Source organism: Agromyces sp. NPDC029043, from assembly GCF_055564615.1.
Genome location: NZ_JBVHVX010000021.1, coordinates 1 through 21,793, shown reverse-complemented (window position 1 = coordinate 21,793; position 21,793 = coordinate 1). Strand labels below are relative to the sequence as shown.

Sequence of the window (21,793 nt, the reverse complement as noted above, 5' to 3'; positions counted from 1 at the left end):
CACGGTCGGCGCCCGGAACAGCGCGCCTCAGGCCTGGGCGCCCGCCCGGTTGCGACCGCCGAGCGCCCGCTGGTCGCGGTTGCCCTGCAGGTCCTTGCGGAGCTCCTTGGGCAGCGAGAACATCAGGTCCTCCTCGGCGGTCTTGACCTCGGCGACGTCGCCGTAGCCCGCGTCGGCGAGTTCGAGCAGCACCTCCTTGACGAGCCCCTCGGGCACCGAGGCCCCGCTCGTGACCCCGATCGTCTCGGCGCCGTCGAGCCATTCCTGCCGGATCTCGGTCGAGTAGTCGACGCGGTACGCGCGCTTGGCGCCGTACTCGAGCGCGACCTCGACGAGGCGGACGCTGTTCGACGAGTTCGCCGAGCCGACGACGATCACGACATCGGCCTCCCGGGCGACCTTCTTGATCGCGACCTGGCGGTTCTGCGTGGCGTAGCAGATATCGTCGGAGGGCGGGTCCTGCAGGTTCGGGAACCGCTCGCGCAGGCGCCGCACGGTCTCCATCGTCTCGTCGACCGAGAGCGTGGTCTGCGAGAGCCACACGACCTTGTCGGGGTCGCGCACCTCGATGTTCGGCACGTCGTCGGGGCTGTTGACGAGGGTGACGTGGTCGGGCGCCTCGCCGGCCGTGCCCTCGACCTCCTCATGGCCCTCGTGGCCGATGAGCAGGATCTCGAAGTCGTCGCGTGCGAAGCGCACCGCCTCGCGGTGCACCTTCGTGACGAGCGGACAGGTCGCGTCGATCGCGTGGAGGCCGCGCTCCGCGGCCGAGTTCACCACCGCGGGCGAGACGCCGTGGGCGCTGAAGACGACGTGCGCGCCCTCGGGCACCTCGTCGACCTCCTCGACGAAGATGGCGCCCTGCTTCTCGAGCTCGGTGACCACGTGGATGTTGTGCACGATCTGCTTGCGCACGTACACCGGCGCCCCGTAGTGCTCGAGCGCCTTCTCGACGGCGATCACCGCGCGGTCGACGCCGGCGCAGTACCCTCGGGGGGCCGCGAGCAGCACCCGCTTCTGTCCCTGGGCGGGGATATCCTTGAGCCGGCCGCGCACGCTCGGGATCCGAGGCATGCCGAGGTCGATTCGCGGGGCATCCGTCAAGCTCGTCACGGCTGCCATCCTACGCGGGCGCAGATGGCGAGCGGCTGGGAGGCGCATGGCACAGGGCCCCACGACCCGTGAGACGCCGTGGTCGGTCTCGATGCTCTCGGGCAAGCTCAAGGAGTACCTCGACCGGCTCGGCACCGTGTGGATCGAGGGCGAGATCACCCAGTGGGGCGTGTCGGCCGGAAACGTCTACGGCAAGCTGAAGGACCTCGAAGCCGACGCCACGGTCTCCTTCTCGATCTGGTCGTCGACGCGCGCGAAGCTCACCGAGCAGTTCAAGCCGGGCGACCACGTGGTGGCACTGGTCAAGCCCAACTGGTGGGTCAAGGGCGGCTCGCTCACGATGCAGGTGTTCGACGTCCGCCACGTCGGGCTCGGCGACCTGCTCGAGCGGCTCGAGCGGCTGCGCGCGCAACTGGCGGCCGAGGGCCTCTTCGAGGCGGCCCGCAAGCGCCCCCTGCCGTTCCTGCCGAAGGTCGTCGGACTCGTCACAGCGCGTGACAGCGACGCCGAGAAGGACGTGCTGCGCAACGCCCGGCTCCGCTGGCCGGCGGTGGAGTTCCGCATGGCCTACGCGTCGGTGCAGGGCGAGCGCTGCTGCCCCGAAGTGGTCGCCGCGATCCGCAGGCTCGACGCCGATCCCGAGGTCGAGGTGATCATCGTCGCGCGGGGCGGCGGCGACTTCCAGAACCTCCTGGGCTTCAGCGACGAGCGGGTCGTGCGGGCGGCGGCCGCGGCATCCACGCCCATCGTCAGCGCCATCGGGCACGAGGCCGACCGCCCCCTGCTCGACGAGGTCGCCGACCTCCGGGCGTCGACGCCGACGGATGCCGCGAAGCGCGTCGTTCCCGACGTGGCCGAGGAGCTCATCCGCGTCGAGCAGGCGCGCGCGCGGGTGCGCATGCGCGTGACCACGCTCGTGACGCACGAGATCGACCGGATCGGGCACCTGCGGACGCGGCCGGCGCTGGCCGATCCGGCGTGGATGGTCGACCGGCGCGCCGAGGAGCTCACGCGCTGGGTCGCCCGCGGCACCGAGCTCGCCGAGCGCGCGATCGAGCGCGCCGCGACCCGCACCGCCGAGCTCCGCTCGCAGCTGCGGGCGCTCTCGCCGCTCGCGACGCTCGAGCGCGGATACGCGATCGTGCAGCGCGAGCACGACGGCGTGCTGACCCGTCCCGAACAGGCGCCCGACGGCACGGCCTTGCGCATCACGCTCGCCGAGGGTCGTCTCGCGGCGACATCTCGGGGGGCTGTCGGCGACGCCGAATAGAATGCCCTCCATGCCCACCACTCCCCCGGATGTCGCCGAGCTCAGCTACGAGCAGGCCCGCGACGAGCTCGTGCGCGTCGTGGCCGAGCTCGAGCAGGGCTCGGCCACGCTCGAGCAGTCGCTCGCCCTGTGGGAGCGCGGCGAGGCACTGGCCCAGCGCTGCGAGGAATGGCTGCTGGGCGCGAAGGCCCGACTCGACGCGGCGCGCGCCGGTGCCGCCCGCTCGGCCGGCGCCGCGGCATCCGCCCCCACCACCGACGGCGGCGAGGGCTGATGGCCCGTCGCGAACCGCGCGTGGTCGCCGAACTCGGCCGGCCCGAGACGCCCGAAGAGACCGCGGCGCGCAAAGCCCAGGACTCGCGCGACCACCGGCAGCGGCAGAACGTGCGCAACCTCGTCGGCGCGCTCGTCGCGAGCCTCGCGGTCGTCGCCGTGATCGTGCTCATCGTGCCGCGCAGCGACACCCCGATCGAACGCGACATCGACGTGGCATCCGTCGCCGCACAGGCCCAGGTCGGGATCGAGCAGGAGCTCGCCGTGCCCGACCTGCCCGAGGGCTGGCGCTCGAACGACGCGTCGCTGCGCCAGAGCGAGGCCGACGGCGTCACCGCGTGGTACGCGGGGTACCTCACGCCGAGCGACGAGTACGTCGGCATGTACCAGGGCCTCGGCGCGAACCCGACCTGGACCGCCGACCTGCTCGCGAACACCGTCGCCACCGGCGTCGTCGAGATCGACGGCGTGGAGTGGACCGTGTACGACAACCGCGAGTCCGACGCCGACGTCGGGAACGCGCGCTACGGCCTCGTCACCGAGGCGGGCGAGAGCACGTTCGTGCTGCTCGGCACCGCCGATCCCGAGGAGTTCGACACCCTGGCCCGGGCGATCGCCCCGGCCATCGACGCGCAGCGCTGAGAGAGGAACGGCCGTGAGCCATGCCGCCCCCGCACGACCGACCACGCCCGCCGAGACCTGGCGCGAGTTGCGCGCCGGCAACACCCGCTTCGTGGCGGGCACGCCGCTGCATCCCCGCCAGGATGTCGAGCGGCGCACCGAGCTCGCCGGCCACCAGCGCCCGCTCGTGGCGATCTTCGGCTGCAGCGACTCGCGCCTCTCGGCCGAGATCATCTTCGACGTCGGCCTCGGCGACGCCTTCGTGGTGCGCAACGCCGGCCAGGTGATCTCCGACGACGTGCTGGGCTCGCTCGAGTACGCCGTGGGCGTGCTCGGCGTCCCGCTCATCCTCGTGCTCGGCCACGACCACTGCGGCGCCGTGCGCGCCGCGATCGACTCGCAGGGCCCCGAGCCCGACCCGCTGCCGGCGCACATCGCGTCGCTCGTCGACCGGATCGTGCCGGCCGTTCGCCGCGTCGCGGGCACCTCCGAGGGGCCGATCGAGGCCGATGCGATCGACGCGGGCTTCGTCGGGCGGGAGCACCTGCGCGACACCGTGGCCGAGTTGCTCGAGCGCTCCGAGGTGATCAGCGACGCGATCGCAGCGGGTACGCTGGCTGTCGTCGGCGCGAACTACCGCCTGCTCGAGGGCCGCGCCGAGACCGACATCGCCGTCGGTCGCATCTGAGGGCGCCGGCGGCATCCGCCCGCCGCGCGCACGGTGCCGCATCGAGGCCGCCGAGATCGAAGGGGAACACACCGTGGTGGACAACGCCGCCGACTACCGGATCGAACACGACACGATGGGCGAGGTGCGGGTCCCCGCGTCGGCGCTGTACCGCGCGCAGACCCAGCGCGCCGTCGAGAACTTCCCCATCTCGGGGAAGGGCCTCGAGCCCGCGCAGGTCGCGGCGCTCGCGCGCATCAAGAAGTCGGCCGCGCTCGCGAACGCGCGCCTCGGCGTGCTCGACGAGAACGTCGCGCGGGCGATCGCCGATGCCGCCGACGACGTCATCGACGGGCGGGTGGGCTTCTCCGAGCACTTCCCGGTCGACGTGTACCAGACCGGCTCGGGCACCTCCTCGAACATGAACATGAACGAGGTGCTCGCGACGCTCGCGACCGAGAAGCTCGGCAGCCCCGTGCACCCGAACGACCACGTCAACGCGTCGCAGTCCTCGAACGACGTGTTCCCCACCTCGGTGCACATCGCCGTCACGGCCGCGCTCATCGACGACCTCATCCCCTCGCTCGACCACCTCGCCGTCGCGCTCGAGGCCAAGGCCGAGGCGTGGGCCGACATCGTCAAGGCCGGTCGCACGCACCTCATGGATGCGACGCCCGTGACGCTCGGCCAGGAGTTCGGCGGCTACGCCCGCCAGGTCCGCCTCGGCATCGAGCGCGTGCAGTCCGCCCTCCCCCGCGTCGCCGAGGTCCCGCTCGGCGGCACCGCGGTCGGCACCGGCATCAACACGCCCGCCGGCTTCCCGCAGCTGGTCATCGAGCTGCTCCAGCAGGAGACCGAGTTGCCGATCACCGAGGCGGCCGACCACTTCGAGGCGCAGGCGAACCGCGACGGCCTCGTCGAGGCGTCGGGCGCGCTGCGCACCATCGCCGTCAGCCTGACCAAGGTCTGCAACGACCTCCGCTGGATGGGCTCCGGGCCGAACACGGGGCTCGGCGAGCTGTACATCCCCGACCTGCAGCCCGGCTCGTCGATCATGCCCGGCAAGGTGAACCCGGTCGTGCCCGAGGCGGTGCTGATGGTCGCGTCGCGCGTCGTCGGCAACGACGCCACGATCGCCTGGGCCGGCGCGTCGGGCTCGTTCGAGCTCAACGTGCAGATCCCGGTCATGGGCACGGCGCTGCTCGAGTCCATCCGCCTGCTGGCCAACTCGGTGCGCGTGCTCGCCGACAAGACCGTCGACGGGCTGCAGGTCAACGAGGAGCGCACCTCGGCGCTCGCGGGCATGTCGCCGTCGATCGTGACGCCGCTGAACAAGATCATCGGCTACGAGGCCGCCGCGAAGATCGCCAAGCACTCGGTCGCCAAGGGCATCACGGTCCGCGAGGCCGTGATCGACCTCGGCCACGTCGAGCGCGGCGACCTCACCGAGGCCCAGCTCGACGAGGCGCTGCACCTGCTCTCGATGACGCGCCCGCCGCAGGCGAAGTAGCGCGAACGCCACGACGGCCCCGGAGCCTCGCTCCGGGGGCGTCAGCGCGTCCGCTCAGGCGAGCTCGGTGCCGTCGAGCATCTCCGAGACGAGCGCGGCGATCGCCGAGCGCTCGGAGCGGGTGAGCGTGATGTGCGCGAAGAGCGGATGGCCCTTCAGCGTCTCGATGACGCTCGCGACGCCGTCGTGCCGGCCGACGCGCAGGTTGTCGCGCTGGGCGACATCGTGCGTGAGCACCACGCGCGAGTTCTGTCCGACGCGGCTGAGGACCGTGAGCAGCACGTTGCGCTCGAGCGATTGCGCCTCGTCGACGATGACGAACGCGTCGTGCAGCGACCGGCCGCGGATGTGCGTGAGCGGCAGCACCTCGAGGATGCCGCGATCGACGACCTCCTCGAGGACGTTGTCGGAGACGAGCGCGCCGAGCGTGTCGAAGACCGCCTGCGCCCAGGGGTTCATCTTCTCGCCCTGGTCGCCGGGGAGGAAGCCGAGCTCCTGTCCGCCCACCGCGTAGAGCGGGCGGAACACCATGATCTTCTTGTGCTGCTGCCGTTCGAGCACCGCCTCGAGTCCGGCGCAGAGCGCGAGCGCCGACTTGCCGGTGCCGGCGCGACCGCCGAGCGAGAGGATCCCGATCTCCTGGTCGAGGAGCAGGTCGATCGCGAGCCGCTGCTCGGCCGAGCGACCGTGCACGCCGAAGACCTCGCGGTCGCCGCGCACGAGCCGGACCTCGTGCTCGCCGATGACGCGGCCGAGGGCCGAGCCCCGCTCGGAGTGGATGACGAGCCCGGTGTTGACCGGCATCCCCTCGACCTCGCTCGTCGTGAGGCTCTCGTGCTCGTAGAGCTTGGCCATGTCGTTGGAACCGAGGGCGAGCTCGGCCATGCCGGTCCAGCCGGAGTCGACGGCGAGCTCGGCCCGGTACTCCTGCGCATCGAGGCCGACCGAGGCGGCCTTGATGCGCAGCGGCAGGTCCTTCGAGACGACGGTCACCTCGAGCCCGTCGTTCGCGAGGTTCAGCGCGCAGGCGAGGATGCGGGAGTCGTTGTCGGCGAGCTGGAGTCCGCTCGGCAGCACCGACAGGCTCGAGTGGTTGAGCTCGACGCGGAGCGAGCCGCCGTCGCCGACCGGGATCGGGAAGTCGAGCCGCTCGTGCTCGACGCGGAGGTCGTCGAGCAGCCGCAGCGCCGCTCGCGCGAAGTACCCGATCTCGGGGTCGTTGCGCTTGGCCTCCAACTCGGTGATCACCACGACCGGCAGCACGACGGGGTGCTCGGCGAATCGGAACAGGGCGCGCGGGTCGGAGAGCAGCACCGACGTGTCGAGCACGTACGTGCGTTCGGCCTGCGCGGCACCCCCGGGCGTCGTGTCAGCGGGCCGCGTACGGCGCCCTTCCGACTCGACCGGACCGAGGGGCTTGGTGGGTTCGACAGAGGTCACGACCGCTCCTGCCCCGAGCTCTCGCTCGGCTCTCGCGCCGGCGGGCGATCCCTCCACGAGCGGTTCACGAGCCGACTCGACCGGGCGACTTGCCCGATGCCTCGACGCTACGTCCGACCTCCGACGATCGCGAAGCACGACACGCGGCGCGACATCGGCTGTTCACATTTCGTGGACGAACGGCCGGCCGCGTCGGACCGGCTGCCGTCAGTAGGTCGCGGCCGTGTTGAACGACACGAACGCGCCGCGCAGCATCTCGACGGTGTCCTCGGAGAGCACGGCGTGCACGCTGAGGCGCACCGTGCCGAGCCGGGTCGTCGCCGTGACGCCGTGGTTGTGCAGGGACGCCGAGAGCACCGCGCCGTGCTCGGGCTCGGGCTCGAGCACGACGATCCCGGCGCGCTCGCGCTCGTCGCGCGACGACGAGACCGGGATCGCGAACTCATCGGCCAGGTCGATGACGCGGCTGACGTTCTCGGCGACCCGGGCGTTGACCTCGGGCACGCCCACCGCTGCGAGTTCCTCGAGGGTCGCCGCGAACCGCGCCTGCGCCACGGGATCGGGATTGGACACGCGGTAGGCGCGCGCGCCGGCGGCGGGCGGCGGCACCTCGTCCCACACCTCGTCGTCCTCGGTGCCGGTGTAGCCCGAGAACACGGGCGTGAGCCGCTCGACGGCACGCTCGGAGAGCGCCATGACCCCCGTGCCCCAACCCGCACGGCACCACTTCTGCCCGCCCGTGACCACCGCGTCGGCGACCTCCCACGGGGCGTCGACGAGGCCGAAGCCCTGGATCGCGTCGACGATGAGCAAGCGGTCGCCGATGACCTGCCGGATGCCCTCGAGGTCGCACAGGTAGCCGGTGCGGCTGTCGACCAGGCTGACCGCGACAGCGGCGACATTCGCCTCGAGCTGGTCGCGGATGCGGCCGGGCGTGACCTTGCCGTGGTCGGTCTCGAGCCAGGCCGGCTGCACCGAGTGCAGGGCCTCGTTCGCGCGGACCGCGGCGATCGGCACGCTCGGGAACTCGCCCGGCGAGAGCAGCACGGTGCCGGTCAGGCCGAACATCGCATGCATGAGTCCCGTCGACGTGTTCGGGATCGACACGATGCGATCGGCCGGGGCACCCGTGAGGGCGGATGCCGCAGCGCGGACCCGCGCATCCTGCTCGCGGAATACCTCCATGCTGCCGTGCCGTGCCCGCTCGAGCACCTGCGTGAACGCCAAGGTCTCCTCGGCGGCGACCCGGGCGAGGGGTCCGACCCGCCCGTAGTCGAGGTAGCCGGGTTCCTCGCCGAATCCGGCCGCGTAGTCGTCGATGGTCACGTGGGTGCGCCCCCTTCTCGGAGCCATACTGGCAGAAGGGCGGCGGATGGTCGGCCGATCAGCCGCCGAATCGCCGGTGCCGCATGGTGTAGTCGCGGATGGCACGCAGCAGGTCGACCTCGCGCAGGTCGGGGCCGAGCGCCTCGACGAAGTAGAACTCGCTGTGCGCGGCCTGCCAGAGCATGAAGTCGCTGAGCCGCTGCTCGCCCGACGTGCGGATGACGAGGTCGGGATCGGGCTGCCCGCCCGTGTAGAGGTGCTCGCCGATCAGCTCGGGCGTGAGTCGCTCCGCCAGGTCCTCCAGGCTGCGTCCCTCGGCGTGGTGGGCGGCCACGATCGAGCGCATCGCGTCGGTGATCTCCTTGCGGCCGCCGTAGCCGACCGCGAGGTTCACGTGCAGGCCCCGCTTGCCCGCGGTGCGCTGCTCCGCGGCATCCAGCGCAGCGATCAGGGGCTCGGGCAGCCCCGCGTCGGAGCCGACGTGCTGCACGCGCCAGTCGCGGTAGTGGCTGAGCTCCTCGGCGAGGTCGGCGATGATCTCGATGAGGTCGGCGAGCTCCTCGGGCGTGCGGTTGAGGAGGTTGTCGCTCGAGAGCAGGTAGAGCGTCACGACCCGGATGCCGAGGTCGTCGCACCACTCGAGGAACTCGCGCATCTTCGCCGCGCCGGCCCGGTGTCCGTGCGCGGCGGAGTCGTAGCCGAGCTGCTTGGCCCACCGCCGGTTCCCGTCGATGATCATGGCGACGTGGTGCGGGAGTTCGGCCTGGTCGACCTCGCGCTTGAGCCGCTTCTGGTAGAGCCGGTAGAGGAGGCCGCGACCGGAGTGATGATCGCCTGTCTGCACGCGACTACGCTACCCCGCGCCGGGACGCGGGCTCACAGCAAGCCGTGATGCGAGCGGCCGTACGCTTGGCGCATGAGCGCTCACGAGCCCGAGGATGTCGCGGAGCACCTCCATCGCCCCGCATCCGAGCTCGACGCGGCCGACGCCGCCGTCGCCGTCGACGAGCGCCGCGGACCCGACCTGCCGAACGTCCCCCTCATCGACGCGTCGACCGAGCATCCCGCCGACCTGAAGCCCACCTGGCGGGGCTGGATCCACGCGGGCACGTTCCCGCTGACGATCGCCGCGGGCATCGTCCTCATCGCGCTCGCCGAGGGCCCGTGGGCGAAGTGGGCGTCGGCGGTGTTCACGCTCACGTCCATGCTCCTCTTCGGCAACTCGGCGCTCTACCACCGGTTCGATTGGACGCCGCGCACGAAGGTGATCCTGAAGCGCATCGATCACGCGAACATCTTCCTGCTCATCGCGGGCACCTACACGCCGCTCGCGATCCTGGCCCTGCCGCCCGACAAGGGCTGGCTGCTCCTCGGGATCGTGTGGGGCGGCGCGCTGCTCGGCATCGGCTTCCGCGTCTTCTGGATCCACGCGCCGCGCTGGCTCTACGTGCCCCTCTACCTGCTGCTGGGCTGGGCCGCGGTCATGTACCTCGGCGACCTGCTCGCCGCGAGCGTGGCGATGATGGTGCTCGTGATCGTCGGCGGCGTGCTCTACACGATCGGTGCCGTCGTGTACGGGCTGAAGCGGCCGAACCCGTGGCCGGGGCACTTCGGCTTCCACGAGATCTTCCACGTGTGCACGGTGCTGGCGTTCATGTGCCACTGGACGGCGACGCTGATCATCGCGATCGACCCCGTCTACCACGTGGCCTGAGCGCGCGGCCGCGACCCGTCACTCGGGCGTGGTCGGCGGGGTGTCGGATGCCGCGGCACCGGCCTCGCCGTTCGCCTCGCGCTCCTCCGCCTCGATGCGCTCCCGCGCCTGGGCGCGGTAGTTCACGCGGCGGATGCGCCGCACCATGTCGAGCACGAGCAGCAGGACCACGGCCATCACGATGAACGTGATGACGAACCCCTCGACGCCCGGCGTGACGTCGTTCGGGTCGAAATCCTCGTCCGCGGCCACGGCGATGAGGGACGTGACGGCGGGCACGACGAGCATCGGATTCCCTTCAGGGGGCGGGGTTAGGCTGGATGCCAAGCCTAGACGATCGAACCGGGAAGGAGCCGGGCGGTGCCCCCACGCGAGTCCGCCGACGCAGCGGCCGAGGACGCCGCCCTCGGCGGCACCCCCGCGACCGATCGCGCCGGCCCCGCGGCATCCGAGCTCGCCGACCGGTACGGCCGCACGCCCGCCAGACGCCGGCGCGAGCGGATGCTGCTCGTCGGCGCCGCCGTCGCGTTCGCAGTCGTGCTCGTCGCCTGGGTCGCCTGGGCCGGGCTCGACGGCAGCCGGCCGCAGGTGCAGGCCACCGACCTCGGGCACCGGCTGCTCGACGACCGCTCGGTCGAGGTCACCTGGCGGCTCTCCGCGCCCGAGGGCGGCGAGACCGCGTGCGTCGTGCAGGCCCTCAACGAGGACTTCACCGTGGTGGGCTGGAAGGTGGTCGAGATCCCGGCCTCCGACCGGCCGTTGCGGACCTTCACGGAGCGCGTGCGCACCGCACAGGAGGCGAACACGGGTTTGGTCCAGGGCTGCTGGCTGCTCTAGAATGGGAAATTCGCCCCGGCACACGCTGGGGCGTCACGTATATCCACGGGAGTGTGCACCATGGCGCAGGACGCCACCGCGACGACCACCTGGCTGACCCAGGAGGCCTACGACCGGCTCGCCGCCGAGCTCGAGCACCTCTCCACCGCGGGCCGTGAGGAGATCGCGAAGCGCATCGAGGCCGCGCGCGAGGAGGGCGACCTCAAGGAGAACGGCGGGTACCACGCCGCGAAGGACGAGCAGGGCAAGCAGGAGGCCCGCATCCGCCAGCTCACCGAGCTGCTGCGCACCGCCGAGGTCGGCGACGCTCCCGCCTCGAGCGGCGTCGTCGAGTCGGGCACCGTCATCAGCGCGATCGTCGCGGGCGACGAGGAGCGCTTCCTCATCGGCAGCCGCGAGATCGCCGGCGACTCCGAGCTCGACGTCTTCAGCGAGCAGTCGCCCCTCGGCGCGGCGATCCTCGGCCTGAAGGTCGGCGAGAAGACCAGCTACACCGCCCCCAACGGCCGCGAGATCGCGGTCGAGGTGACGGGCGTCGAGACCTGGGCCGGGCAGTGACCTGCTGAACCGGCATCGCGAGCGGCCCCTCCTCGGAGGGGCCGTTCGTCATTCCTCGATGATCTCGGGATCGTAGCCCGCGCGACGCAGCACCTCGACGACCTCGTCGCGATGCGCGGGACCGCGGGTCTCGACCGAGAGCTGCAGCGCGACCTCGGAGATCTGCATGCCGGCGCCGTGGCGCGTGTGCAGCACCTCGACGACGTTCGCCTTCGCCTCGGCGACCAACTCGGCGATGCGTGCGAGCTGACCGGGCCGGTCGGGCAGGCCGATGCGCAGCGTCAGGTAGCGGTCGGATGCCGCGAGTCCGTGCGCGATCACCCGCTGCATGAGCAGCGGGTCGATGTTGCCGCCCGACAGGAGCGCCACGATCGGGCCGTCGGAGCGGACCTTGCCGGTCATGAGCGCGGCGACGCCGACCGCGCCCGCGGGTTCGACGACGAGCTTCGCACGCTCGAGCAGCACGAGCAGGGCGCGTGCGATGTCATCCTCGGTGACGGTGACGACCTCGTCGATCGTCTCGCGGATGATCGCGAAGTTGAGCTCGCCGGGGCGGTAGACGGCGATCCCGTCGGCGATCGTGGGCACGACCGGCACCGAGGTCGGCTCCCCCGCCGTGAGCGACGGCGGATACGGCGAGGCGTTCTCGGCCTGGACGCCGATCACCCGGATGGCGCGGCCGAGCTGCGCGGCCCGCAGCTTGGCCGCGCTCGCGACACCCGCCGCGAGGCCGCCGCCGCCGATCGGGACGACGATGGTCGCGACATCCGGAACCTGCTCGAGGATCTCGAGGCCCAGCGTGCCCTGCCCCGCGACGACATCGGGGTGGTCGAACGGCGGGATGATCGTCGCGCCCGTCTCGGCCGCGAACTGCGCGGCGGCCTCGAGGGTCTCGCCGATCGAGTCGCCGCGCAGCACCACGTCGGCGCCGTACGCGCGCGTGGCCTCGAGCTTGGGCAGCGCGACGCCGACGGGCATGAAGATCGTCGCGCGGATGCCGAGCTCGCGCGCCGCGTACGCGACGCCCTGCGCGTGGTTGCCGGCCGAGGCCGCCACGACGCCGCGCGCCCGCTCGTCGGACGAGAGCGCCGACATCCGGTTGTAGGCGCCGCGGAGCTTGTACGACCCGGTGCGCTGCAGGTTCTCGCACTTGAGGTGCACGGGCACGCCCTCGAGCCTGCCCAGGAACCGCGAGGTCTCCATGGGCGTGCGCCGTGCGATCTCGGCGACCGTGCGCTGCGCCCGCTCGAACGCGGCGAGGTCGGGACCGGGCCAGCCGGATGCCGTGGCGGGCGCCGCGGGCGCCGCGGCGGGCGAGTCGGGTCGGGCGTCGAGTGCGTGGTTCATGTCACCGTCCGTATCCGGGGCGCTGGGGTACCGTGCGCCAGAGGGGGGAATGGGTCTCGGCCGGCGAGGGGGGTTCGGCCTGCTTCCACGTGCCGCCCGCGACGTAGAGGATCATGACGTTGCCGACCGCCGCGACCGGCACGGCGAAGAGCGCGCCGGGGATGCCCGCGAGGAGCGAACCGGTGGTGACCGCCACGACCACGCCGAGGGGGTGCACCTTCACGGCCGTGCCCATGATCAGCGGCTGCAGGACGTGCCCTTCGACCTGCTGCACGAGCAGCACGACGCCGAGCATCGCCAGCGCGATGCCCCAGCCGTTGTAGACCAGCGCCACGAACACGGCGAGCGCGCCCGTGACGACCGCGCCCACGATCGGCACGAACGACCCGAGGAAGACCAGGATCGCGATCGGGATCGCGAGCGGCACGCCGAGCAGGAGTGCGCCGATGCCGATGCCGACCGCGTCGATCGAGGCGACGAGGATCTGCACCTTCACGAAGTTCTCGAGCGTGGCCCAGCCGGAGCGGCCGGCTCCGTCGATCGCGGCGCGCGCCCGGCGCGGGAAGATGCCGACGATCCAGTACCAGATGTGGCGGCCGTCGATCAGGATGAACAGCGTCGCGAACAGCGCGAGCAGGAGCCCCGCGAGGAAGTGCCCGATCGACGAGCTGACCGAGAGTGCGCCCGTCACGAGCACGCCGCTGTCCTGCTGGACGGAGTCGACCACCTGCTGCACGAGGGCGTCGAACTGGTCGGGCGTGACGTGCAGCGGCCCCTCGAGCAGCCACTCGCGGAAGTCCTCCCACGCGATCACGGTCTGCGCGGCGAGGTCGCCCGAACCGCGCACGATCTGCGAGATGCCGAGCGTGAGCAGGCCGCCGACGGCGACGAGCGTGGCGAGCATCGCGACCGTGACCGCGAGCCACTTGGGCCAGCCGTGTCGCTGCAGGAACTGCGAGAACGGCACGAGCAGCGCGGAGAGCAGCACGGCGACGAGCACCGGGACGATCACGTAGCGCAGCTGGATGATCAGGAAGATCACGACGGCGAGCACGCCGCCGACCAGCAGCAGGCGCCAGGACCAGGACGCGGCGACGCGCATCGCATAGGGAACCGAGGCTGCGGCATCGCGGACCTGGTCGGCGGTCGGCTGCTCGGGCGCGCGGGCGGAGCGGCGTGCGCGCTGCCGTCGCACGCGCGCGGCCCCGTTCCCCTCGGTCACCGTCCCAGTCTAGGCGCGGGGGTGCGCGCGTTCCGCCGGATGTCGGCGCCCCCCGTTAGGGTCGGAGCACCATGGCCGAACGCATCAGCCCCGCCCTCGCGCGCCGCATCGCGCTCGCCGCCCAGGGGTTCGGCCGGCCGGCACCCGCCTCGGTCGGAACCCGGCAGCTGGCGGGCGTGGTCGACCGGCTCGGCCTGCTGCAGATCGACTCGGTGAACGTGTTCGAGCGCAGCCACTACCTGCCCGCGTTCAGCCGGCTCGGGGCCTACGACCGCGCGGTGCTCGACGGCATGGCGTGGGGCCGGCGCGGCCGACTGATCGAGTACTGGGCGCACCAGGCCGCCTTCATCCCCCGCGAGCTCTGGCCGCTCTTCGAGTTCCGGCGTGCCGAGTACCGCCGCAAGGGCACGTCCGAGTGGGGCGGATGGCTCGGCGAGAACCGCACGCTCGCCGACTGGCTTCGCGCCGAGCTCGAGGCCAACGGGCCGATGCCCGCGAGCGCGATCGAGCACGACGCGAACGAGCGCCGCGGGCCGTGGTGGGGCTGGTCCGACGTCAAGCGCACGCTCGAGTGGATGTTCCGCACCGGCGAGGTCGTGTGCGCCGACCGGCGCCGGTTCGAGCGCGTCTACGCGCTGCCCGAGCAGGTGCTCGACCCCGGGGTGATCGACGCGGGTCCGGCCGAGGCCGACGCGGTCCGCGAACTCGTGGCGCGCGCGGCATCCGCCCTCGGCATCGCGACCGCGGCCGACCTCGCCGACTACTGGCGCCTCCTGGGAGCCCAGGTGCGACCCGCGATCGCCGACCTCGTCGACGCGGGCGTGCTCGAACCGGTCACCGTGCCCGGCTGGAGCACGGGCGCGCGCCCCACGCCGGCGTGGGTGCACCGCGACGCGCGGCGCCCGCGCCGCATCGATGCCGTGGCACTGCTCTCGCCGTTCGACCCGGTCGTGTGGTTCCGGCCGCGCGCCGAGCGCCTCTTCGACTTCCACTACCGCATCGAGATCTACACGCCCGAGGCCGACCGGCGTTTCGGGTACTACTCGCTGCCGCTGCTCGTCGACGATCGCATCGTCGGCCGGGTCGACCTCAAGAGCGACCGCGCCGCGGGCGTGCTGCGCGTGCAGTCGGCGTGGGCCGAGCCGTCCGCCCCCGACGATGCAGCCGAACGGCTCGTGCCGGTGCTGCGGCGCGCCGCCGACTGGCAGGGCCTCGGCGAGATCGTCGTGGCCGGTCGCGGCGACCTCTCGCCCGCGATCGCCTCGGCGCTGACCGTCGCGGCCTAGAAGCTGCGGCCCATCTCGTGGAGCCGTCGCACGCGCTCGCCGATCGGCGGGTGCGTCGCGAAGAGGCGGTCGATCACGCCCGGCTTGAGCGGGTCGGCGATCCAGAGGTGCGCCATCGACGTGTTCTGCCGCTGCATCGGCCGCCCGTACTGCTCGAGCTTCACGAGCGCGCGAGCGAGCGCGTCGGGGTGCCGGGTGGTCATGGCGCTCGTGGCGTCGGCCAGGTACTCGCGCTGACGCGACACCGCCAGCTGCACGAGGCTCGCCACCAGCGGGGCGATGAGCATCGCGACGAGCCCGAAGACCATCACGATCGGATTGCCGTTGTTGCCGCGGCCGAAGAAGGCCATGCGCAGGAACAGGTCGGAGATGAAGCCGATCGCGACGACCAGGCCGAAGACGATCATCGACAGCCGGATGTCGTAGTTGCGCACGTGACCCAGCTCGTGCGCCATGACGCCCTCGAGCTCGGAGTCGTCCATGATCTCGAGCAGGCCCGTGGTCGCCGCGACGACCGCGTGCTGCGGATCGCGGCCCGTCGCGAACGCGTTCGGCGCGGGGTCGGAGATGACGAACACGCGCGGCATGGGCGTGCCCGTGGCGATCGAGAGGTTCTCGACCGTCCGCCAGAGCCGAGGATGGTCGGTCACGTTCCGGATCTCGACGGCGCCCGACATCGACAGCGCCTGCCGGTCGGCGGTGAAGTACTGGAACAGCGCGTACGCCGTGGCGATCACGAGGGTGACGACGACGATCGTGAGATCGCCGTAGATCACCGAGGCGAGATAGCCCAGCCCGCCGACGATGGCGAGGAAGAGCAGGATCGTGAAGACGGTGTTGCGCTTGTTCCGGGCGATCGCTCGGTACATCGCTAGAACTGCACGCGCGGCGGCTCGGCGATCGCCGCGGCCTCCGTGACCTCGAAGAACTCCCGCTCGTGGAAGCCGAGGCCGCGCACGAACAGCGTGTTCGGGAACACCTTGATCTTGGTGTTCAGCTCGCGCACGCCGCCGTTGTAGAACCGGCGCGAGGCCTGGATCTTGTCTTCGGTGTCGACCAGTTCGGACTGCAGCTGCAGGAAGTTCTGGCTCGCCTGCAGCTGCGGGTACGCCTCGGCGACCGCGAAGATCGACTTCAGCGCCTGCTGCATGTGGTTCTCGGCGACGCCCGCCTCGGCGGGGCCCTGCGCCGAGAGGGTCTCGGCTCGCGCCTTGGTGACGTTCTCGAAGACCGCCTTCTCGTGTGCGGCGTACCCCTTGACCGCCTCGATGAGGTTCGGGATCAGGTCGGCCCGCCGCTTCAACTGCACCGTGATGTCACTCCACGCCTCGTCGACGCGCACGTTGAGCGTCACGAGCGAGTTGTAGGTGGCCCACAGGTAGATGCCGATCACCAGCACGAGCACGACGACGATGATGAGCGGGATCAGCCATTCCATGGCGCGGACTCCTGAGTATCGCGATGATCGATGTACCCCCGATCCTATCCGTCGGATGGGGATTCGCTCCGAGTTCCCACCGGACTCCGAGCGAGCACGCGATCGAGGTAGGGGTTCGCGAAGACGCCGTCGGGATCGAGCTCGTCGCGCACTCCGAGGAAGTCGTCGAACCTCGGATAGAGCTCGCGAAGCGACTCGGCGTCGAGCGAGTGCTCCTTGCCCCAGTGCGGCCGCCCGCCGTACGAGCGCATGATCTCTTCGACCGCGCCGAAGTACTCGCGGGGGTCCTCGCGGAAGTAGCGGTGCACTGCGATGTACCCGGTCTCCCGGCCGTATGCGGTCGAGAGCCAGATGTCGTCGGATGCCGCGGCACGCACCTCGATCGGGAAGCTGATGCTCCACCGATTGCGCTCGATGAGGATGCGTACCTCACGCACCGCCTCGGGCACCGCCTCGAGCGGGATCGCGTACTCCATCTCGCGGAAGCGGATGGCACGATGCGTCGTGAACACGGCGGGCGAGTAGTCGGTGAAATCGCGATTGCCGGTGACCTTGTCAGTCATCCATGCCAGGTGCGGCGCCGCCGCCGGGACGGCGCGGTTGATCTCGCAGACGAGGGTGAACAGACCGTTCGAGACGAGCTCGTCGTCGATCCAGCGCGCGAACGGCCCGAGCGGCTCGCGCGGCGCGTCGCCCGGCAGCCGCGTGTTCGTCTTGGTAAGGGCCGTGTCGGTGTGCGGGAACCAATAGAACTCGAAGTGGTCGCGGCCGCGCACCCGTTCCATCCACTCGGCGAGCACGGCGTCGAACGGCTCGGGCCGCTCGACCGCCTGCAGCACGAACCGGGGCGCGAGTTGCAGCGTCACATCCACGAGCACACCGAGCGCGCCCAGGCCGACTCGCACGGCGGGGAGCAGGTCGGGGCGCTCGGTCTCGCTCACGCGCAGCAGCTCGCCGGTGCCCGTCACCAGCGTCGCCGCGACGACCTGCGTCGCGAGCCCGCCGAACCCGAGCCCGGTGCCGTGCGTGCCCGTCGAGATGGCGCCGGAAATCGTCTGGCGGTCGATGTCGCCGAGGTTCGGCATGGCCAGGCCGTACGGCTCGAGCAGGTGCGGGAGGCGGTGGAGCGGCGTGCCGGCGCCGATCGTGACGCGGCCGGCCGCGACATCCGCCGCGACGACGCCCGAGAGGTCGACGACATCGAGCTGCACGTCGGGGGCCACGGCGATGCCCGTGAAGCTGTGCCCCGATCCGACCGGCTTGATGCGCAGGCCGGCTGCCGCGGCGGCCTGCACCGCGCGCTGCACCGCGCCCGCATCGGCGGGCCGCTCGACCCGCAGCGGCCGCACCGACTCCGTCCGCGACCAGTTGCGCCACACCTCGCCCGTCGCCGTCACAGGAACGCCTTCCCCTCGCCTCGATACGTCGGAACGGTGCCGACGACGGTATCGCCGTCGACCACCGAGAACTCGCCCAGGTGCTCCGCCGGCTCGCCCGACTTCGCATGGCGGAACCACACCCGGTCGCCGGGTCTCAACCGTCCCGCCGCAGTGCCGAGGACCGGCGTCTGCACCTCGCCGGCGGCCTCCCGCCGCAGCATCCGCACGCCCTCCGGCCACACCGCACGAGGCAGGCGATCGGCGCCCGGCGGACCCGACGCGACCCAGCCGCCGCCGAGGAGCGTCGCGTGCCGAGCGCTCGGCGACCGCACGACGTCGAGCGCGAACGCGGCGGCCGGCGCGGGCGCGAACTGCGCGTAGCCGTCGAACAGGTGCCCCGCGAGGATGCCCGACCCTGCGGCGATCTCGGTGACCGACGGGTCGGCGGCCGTCACCTCGATCGATCCGGTGCCGCCGCCGTTGACGAACTCGAGCTCGGCGTGACGGCGTACCGCCTCGACCGCGGCCGCGCGCCGCTCGACGAGCTCGTGCATCGATCGCGCCTGCATCCAGCGGTTCACGGCACCGTCGATCGACCGGCCGCGCGGGCGGGTCGCGACGCCCGCGACCTGCGCCTCGTACGCCATCATGCCGACGAGCCGGAAGCCGGCGCGGCCCGCGATGTACGCGGCCAGCGCGCCCGCGTCGGCCGGGTGGTGCACGGGCGAGCGGCGCACGCCGATGTGACCGAGCACGGGCGCCTCCCAGGATGCGTCGAGCTCGAGACAGACGCGCAGCTCCTCGCGTGCGGTCGGCGGCAGCACCGCGTCGACGAGATCGAGGTGCGCCGGCGAGTCGACCATGATCGCGATGCGGCGCGCGAGGTCGGGGTCGGTCGCGAGGCGACGGATGGCACCGGCCGCGGCCGTCGGGTAGCCGACGACGAGGTCGTCGAGCGTGTCGATGTGCTCGGCGAGCCAGATTGCCTCGGCGAGCGTGTACGCGAGCACGCCGCGGTATCCGGGCAGGCGCAGCAGGGCGTCGATCACCGGGCGCACGCGGATCGACTTCGTGGCGATGCGGATCGGCGTGCCGGACGCGCGGCGCGCCATGTCTGCGGCGTTGTGCCGGAGTGCTCCGAGGTGCAGCACGCCGACGGGTGCGTCGAGGTGCCGGGTCGCCTCGGTGAGGGCGGGCCAGAAGCCGGCGGGGTCGAGCCACGCCGCGGCATCCGTCGCATCGGTGGCGGTGCCCGCACGCGTCAGGTCGAGGGTCGTCGTCACGCGGTGACCGCCATGCTCGAGAGCGCGGCGGCGGCGGCACGCGCCGCAGCCCGGGCGGCGGCGTCGTCGCGATGCACGAGCCAGGTGAGGGTGATGCCGTCGGTGAACGCGACCAGCACGCCGGCGGCCTCGGCGACGGGCGCACGCCACGTCGTGCCCGCCCGTCGCGCCGCGGTCTCGAGCGCGTGCTCCGCGAGCTCGGTGTAGCGCCGGTACTGGGCCACGGCGAGCGGATGGCGCTCGGGCGAGCGCAGTGCGTACTGGGTCAGCTCCAGCATCGCCTGCTCGTGCTCGGCGTCGGCGGCGAGGTGGTCGAGGTAGCGGAGCAGGCCGCGCTCGAGGACGTCGCGCAGGCTGCCGTCGCCCTCGGGCCCCGCGTCGGGCAGCACCGCCTGCTGCTCGGTCGCCACGACCGCGGCGATGAGCTCGTCGAGGAAGGCATCGCGCGACTCGAACGCGTAGTGGAAGCTCGCGAGCGACATCCCCGCCTCGGCGACGATCGCCCGAGTGGTCGCGTTCGCGAGTCCCTCGCGGGCGATGAGCCGCAGTCCCGCGTCGATCAGCGCGCTGCGCCGTTCGGCGGCGGGGATGCGGGGCATGGCGCTCCTCTCCGCTCGGCGGCGCGGCCTCGTACTGGGACGATCGTCCCACTCGGATCAGTATGCACGCGGCACGCGCGTCGCACCACCATTCAGTACGCTCGCAGCATGCGCCTCGGGGTTCTCGACGTCGGTTCCAACACCGTGCACCTGCTCGTGGTCGACGCCCATCCGGGCGCCCGCCCCATCCCCATGGCCTCCAACAAGTCGGTGCTGCGGCTCATGCGCTACCTCGACGACGACGGCGCGATCAGCGAGGCGGGCGTCGAGGCGATCCTCGAGGCCGTCCGCGAGGCCGCCCAGGTGGCGCGCGAGTCGGGCATCGACGAGCTCCTCGCGTTCGCGACCTCGGCGATCCGCGAGGCGGCGAACGGCACCGAAGTGCTCGCCCTCATCGAGGAGGCGGCGGGCATCCACCTCGACGTGCTGAGCGGCCCCGACGAGGCGCGCATCACGTTCCTCGCGGTACGCCGCTGGTACGGCTGGTCGGCCGGCCGCGTGCTGCTCTTCGACATCGGCGGCGGCTCGCTCGAGATCGCGCACGGCGGCGACGAGGTACCGGATGCCGCGCACTCCGTCCCGCTCGGTGCGGGCCGCTCGACCATCGAGTTCCTCCCCGACGACCCGCCCACCGACGCGCAGGTCGCCAGGCTGCGCAAGCACGCCCGGAGCGTGCTCGAGGAGACGGTCCGCGACGTGGGCGGCATCCCCGATTCCGACCACGTCGTCGGGTCGTCGAAGACCATCCGCTCACTGGCCAGGCTCGCGGGCAACACCGAGGAGGGCGTGGGCGCCGAGGAGCGCAGCATCCTGAAGCTCTCGCAGCTCGACGACTGGATCCCGCGCCTCGCGCGAATTCCGGCCGACGCGCGTCCCAACCTGCCCGGCATCACCGCCGACCGCACGTTCCAGATCGTCGCGGGCGCCGTCGTGCTCTCCGAGACCATGCGCGCGTTCAAGGCGAAGGTGCTCGAGGTGTCGCCGTGGGCGCTCCGCGAGGGCCTCATCCTGCGACGGCTCGACCGGATGCAGTGAGCGGGCGCGGGGCGCACCCTCGCCGCCGCAGGGGCTGAGGCATGTCGCCGCATCCGTGAGGAGCCGCTACGTTGGGGGCACCGGAGGCAAGGAGCGTCCCATGGGCAGAGTGGTCATGTACGCCTCGGTGTCGGTCGACGGCTTCATCGCCGACGAGCAGGACCAGCCCGGGCCCCTGTTCGACTGGTTGACCAGCGGTGACGTGCCGTTGGACGAGAGCGGCGTGCTGAAGGTGTCGCAGGTCTCCTACGACTACACCCGGTCGTACTGGGACGAGGTCGGGGTGACGGTCGCCGGCCGCCACGTCTTCGACCTGACGGACGGCTGGGACGGGACGCCCCCGAGCGGGATCGACCACGTGGTCGTGGTGACGCACCGGCCGCCGCCCGAGGGCTGGGACCCCGACGCGCCGTTCCACTTCGTCGACGGCGTCGAGGCCGCCGTGGCCAGGGCGACCGAGCTCGCGGGCGACCGCATCGTCGAGGTCGCCGCCGGCGACATCGGCGGCCAGGCGCTCGCCGCGGGCCTGGTCGACGAGGTGCGCATGGACGTGGTCCCCGTCGTGCTCGGGTCGGGCAAGCGCTACTTCGGGTCGGTCCGCGCGCCGCACCTGCTGGAAGATCCCGACGAGGTGATCCAAGGCGATCGGGTGCTGCACCTGCGCTATCGCGTGCGCCGTTGACGGGCCCGAAGGTGCTCCCGCTGGGATTCGAACCCAGACTGGGGCGGGTTTAAGCCGCCTGCCTCTGCCGATTGGGCTACGGGAGCAGCGGGGGGGGGGGGGGGGGGGGGGGGGGGGGGGGGGGGGGGGGGGGGGGGGGGGGGGGGGGGGGGGGGGGGGGGGGGGGGGGTTTTTGGGCGGGAGCGGCCGTGGG

Annotated in this window: 23 protein-coding genes and 1 tRNA gene; 11 read left to right on the top strand and 13 right to left on the bottom strand. The window is 72.1% G+C overall.

Features of this window, described 5'->3' with window-relative positions; genetic code table 11:
- Positions 1-27: 27 nt before the first annotated feature.
- Positions 28-1,074 (bottom strand): 4-hydroxy-3-methylbut-2-enyl diphosphate reductase, encoded by a 1,047-nt coding sequence (locus ACZ4TW_RS20070; RefSeq protein WP_465545814.1) that lies wholly within the window; start codon positions 1,072-1,074, stop codon positions 28-30.
- 85 nt (positions 1,075-1,159) lie between these two features.
- Here ACZ4TW_RS20070 and xseA point away from each other — a divergent pair, with 85 nt between their 5' ends.
- The 5 genes from xseA to ACZ4TW_RS20045 all read left to right on the top strand — a co-directional run bounded on the left by xseA (position 1,160) and on the right by ACZ4TW_RS20045 (position 5,454).
- Positions 1,160-2,383, top strand: a complete 1,224-nt coding sequence (gene xseA / locus ACZ4TW_RS20065; protein ID WP_465545676.1) for an exodeoxyribonuclease VII large subunit — start codon at positions 1,160-1,162, stop codon at positions 2,381-2,383.
- Position 2,384: 1 nt separating this feature from the next.
- Positions 2,385-2,657: an exodeoxyribonuclease VII small subunit gene (locus ACZ4TW_RS20060; RefSeq protein ID WP_465545674.1), complete on the top strand. Its 273-nt coding sequence runs from the start codon at positions 2,385-2,387 to the stop codon at positions 2,655-2,657.
- Positions 2,657-3,298, top strand: a complete 642-nt coding sequence (locus tag ACZ4TW_RS20055; protein ID WP_465545672.1) for a DUF4245 domain-containing protein — start codon at positions 2,657-2,659, stop codon at positions 3,296-3,298. Before ACZ4TW_RS20060 ends, ACZ4TW_RS20055 begins: the two co-directional genes overlap by 1 nt.
- Before the next feature lie 13 nt (positions 3,299-3,311).
- Positions 3,312-3,965, top strand: a complete 654-nt coding sequence (locus tag ACZ4TW_RS20050; RefSeq protein WP_465545670.1) for a carbonic anhydrase — start codon at positions 3,312-3,314, stop codon at positions 3,963-3,965.
- 73 nt (positions 3,966-4,038) lie between these two features.
- A complete protein-coding gene (locus ACZ4TW_RS20045) occupies positions 4,039-5,454 on the top strand; it encodes a class II fumarate hydratase (RefSeq protein WP_465545668.1) in 1,416 nt (471 codons plus the stop codon).
- Between the two features lie 54 nt (positions 5,455-5,508).
- Here the strand turns inward: ACZ4TW_RS20045 and ACZ4TW_RS20040 are convergent, their stop codons facing one another.
- The 3 genes from ACZ4TW_RS20040 to ACZ4TW_RS20030 form a co-directional block, all read right to left on the bottom strand.
- Positions 5,509-6,894 carry a PhoH family protein gene (locus ACZ4TW_RS20040; protein ID WP_465545666.1) on the bottom strand — a complete coding sequence of 462 codons (1,386 nt, stop codon included), beginning with the start codon at positions 6,892-6,894 and terminating at the stop codon, positions 5,509-5,511.
- 207 nt (positions 6,895-7,101) lie between these two features.
- The gene (locus ACZ4TW_RS20035) at positions 7,102-8,220 is read right to left on the bottom strand and encodes an aminotransferase class V-fold PLP-dependent enzyme (protein ID WP_465545664.1); all 1,119 of its coding nucleotides are present in this window, start codon (positions 8,218-8,220) and stop codon (positions 7,102-7,104) included.
- A gap of 58 nt (positions 8,221-8,278) precedes the next feature.
- A complete protein-coding gene (locus ACZ4TW_RS20030; protein WP_465545662.1) occupies positions 8,279-9,064 on the bottom strand; it encodes an isoprenyl transferase in 786 nt (261 codons plus the stop codon).
- Positions 9,065-9,136: 72 nt separating this feature from the next.
- On the opposite strand from ACZ4TW_RS20030, the gene trhA reads away from it, so the two are divergent.
- Positions 9,137-9,934, top strand: a complete 798-nt coding sequence (gene trhA / locus ACZ4TW_RS20025) for a PAQR family membrane homeostasis protein TrhA (RefSeq protein WP_465545661.1) — start codon at positions 9,137-9,139, stop codon at positions 9,932-9,934.
- 18 nt (positions 9,935-9,952) lie between these two features.
- Here the strand turns inward: trhA and ACZ4TW_RS20020 are convergent, their stop codons facing one another.
- Entirely contained in the window at positions 9,953-10,222 is a 270-nt protein-coding gene (locus ACZ4TW_RS20020; RefSeq protein ID WP_465545659.1) for a hypothetical protein, read from the bottom strand.
- Positions 10,223-10,294: 72 nt separating this feature from the next.
- On the opposite strand from ACZ4TW_RS20020, the gene ACZ4TW_RS20015 reads away from it, so the two are divergent.
- A complete protein-coding gene (locus ACZ4TW_RS20015) occupies positions 10,295-10,771 on the top strand; it encodes a DUF4307 domain-containing protein (protein WP_465545657.1) in 477 nt (158 codons plus the stop codon).
- 60 nt (positions 10,772-10,831) lie between these two features.
- The gene (gene greA / locus ACZ4TW_RS20010) at positions 10,832-11,329 is read left to right on the top strand and encodes a transcription elongation factor GreA (RefSeq protein WP_465545655.1); all 498 of its coding nucleotides are present in this window, start codon (positions 10,832-10,834) and stop codon (positions 11,327-11,329) included.
- Between the two features lie 48 nt (positions 11,330-11,377).
- Here greA and ilvA read toward each other — a convergent pair whose 3' ends face one another.
- Both ilvA and ACZ4TW_RS20000 read right to left on the bottom strand, forming a co-directional pair.
- A complete protein-coding gene (ilvA, locus tag ACZ4TW_RS20005) occupies positions 11,378-12,676 on the bottom strand; it encodes a threonine ammonia-lyase (RefSeq protein WP_465545653.1) in 1,299 nt (432 codons plus the stop codon).
- Position 12,677: 1 nt separating this feature from the next.
- Positions 12,678-13,898 (bottom strand): AI-2E family transporter, encoded by a 1,221-nt coding sequence (locus ACZ4TW_RS20000; RefSeq protein WP_465545651.1) that lies wholly within the window; start codon positions 13,896-13,898, stop codon positions 12,678-12,680.
- Between the two features lie 71 nt (positions 13,899-13,969).
- Between ACZ4TW_RS20000 and ACZ4TW_RS19995 the strand changes: the two genes are divergently transcribed.
- Positions 13,970-15,184, top strand: coding sequence for a winged helix-turn-helix domain-containing protein (locus ACZ4TW_RS19995; protein ID WP_465545649.1), 1,215 nt, complete (start codon positions 13,970-13,972; stop codon positions 15,182-15,184).
- Here the strand turns inward: ACZ4TW_RS19995 and ACZ4TW_RS19990 are convergent.
- From ACZ4TW_RS19990 to ACZ4TW_RS19970, 5 genes are read right to left on the bottom strand one after another with little or no spacing between them, the layout of a single operon-like run.
- The gene (locus ACZ4TW_RS19990; RefSeq protein WP_465545647.1) at positions 15,181-16,053 is read right to left on the bottom strand and encodes a M48 family metalloprotease; all 873 of its coding nucleotides are present in this window, start codon (positions 16,051-16,053) and stop codon (positions 15,181-15,183) included. The genes ACZ4TW_RS19995 and ACZ4TW_RS19990 overlap by 4 nt on opposite strands.
- A gap of 2 nt (positions 16,054-16,055) precedes the next feature.
- Positions 16,056-16,622, bottom strand: a complete 567-nt coding sequence (locus ACZ4TW_RS19985; protein WP_465545645.1) for a LemA family protein — start codon at positions 16,620-16,622, stop codon at positions 16,056-16,058.
- Between the two features lie 44 nt (positions 16,623-16,666).
- The gene (locus ACZ4TW_RS19980; protein ID WP_465545643.1) at positions 16,667-18,019 is read right to left on the bottom strand and encodes a D-arabinono-1,4-lactone oxidase; all 1,353 of its coding nucleotides are present in this window, start codon (positions 18,017-18,019) and stop codon (positions 16,667-16,669) included.
- The gene (locus tag ACZ4TW_RS19975) at positions 18,016-19,284 is read right to left on the bottom strand and encodes an alanine racemase (protein ID WP_465545641.1); all 1,269 of its coding nucleotides are present in this window, start codon (positions 19,282-19,284) and stop codon (positions 18,016-18,018) included. The genes ACZ4TW_RS19980 and ACZ4TW_RS19975 overlap by 4 nt, the downstream gene beginning before the upstream one ends.
- Positions 19,281-19,883: a TetR/AcrR family transcriptional regulator gene (locus ACZ4TW_RS19970; protein WP_465545639.1), complete on the bottom strand. Its 603-nt coding sequence runs from the start codon at positions 19,881-19,883 to the stop codon at positions 19,281-19,283. Before ACZ4TW_RS19970 ends, ACZ4TW_RS19975 begins: the two co-directional genes overlap by 4 nt.
- A 108-nt stretch (positions 19,884-19,991) precedes the next feature.
- On the opposite strand from ACZ4TW_RS19970, the gene ACZ4TW_RS19965 reads away from it, so the two are divergent.
- Positions 19,992-20,918 (top strand): Ppx/GppA phosphatase family protein, encoded by a 927-nt coding sequence (locus ACZ4TW_RS19965; RefSeq protein WP_465545637.1) that lies wholly within the window; start codon positions 19,992-19,994, stop codon positions 20,916-20,918.
- Positions 20,919-21,018: 100 nt separating this feature from the next.
- Positions 21,019-21,600 (top strand): dihydrofolate reductase family protein, encoded by a 582-nt coding sequence (locus ACZ4TW_RS19960; protein WP_465545635.1) that lies wholly within the window; start codon positions 21,019-21,021, stop codon positions 21,598-21,600.
- Positions 21,601-21,612: 12 nt separating this feature from the next.
- Here the strand turns inward: ACZ4TW_RS19960 and ACZ4TW_RS19955 are convergent.
- Positions 21,613-21,686 (bottom strand) — tRNA-Leu (locus ACZ4TW_RS19955).
- Positions 21,687-21,793: the final 107 nt, after the last annotated feature.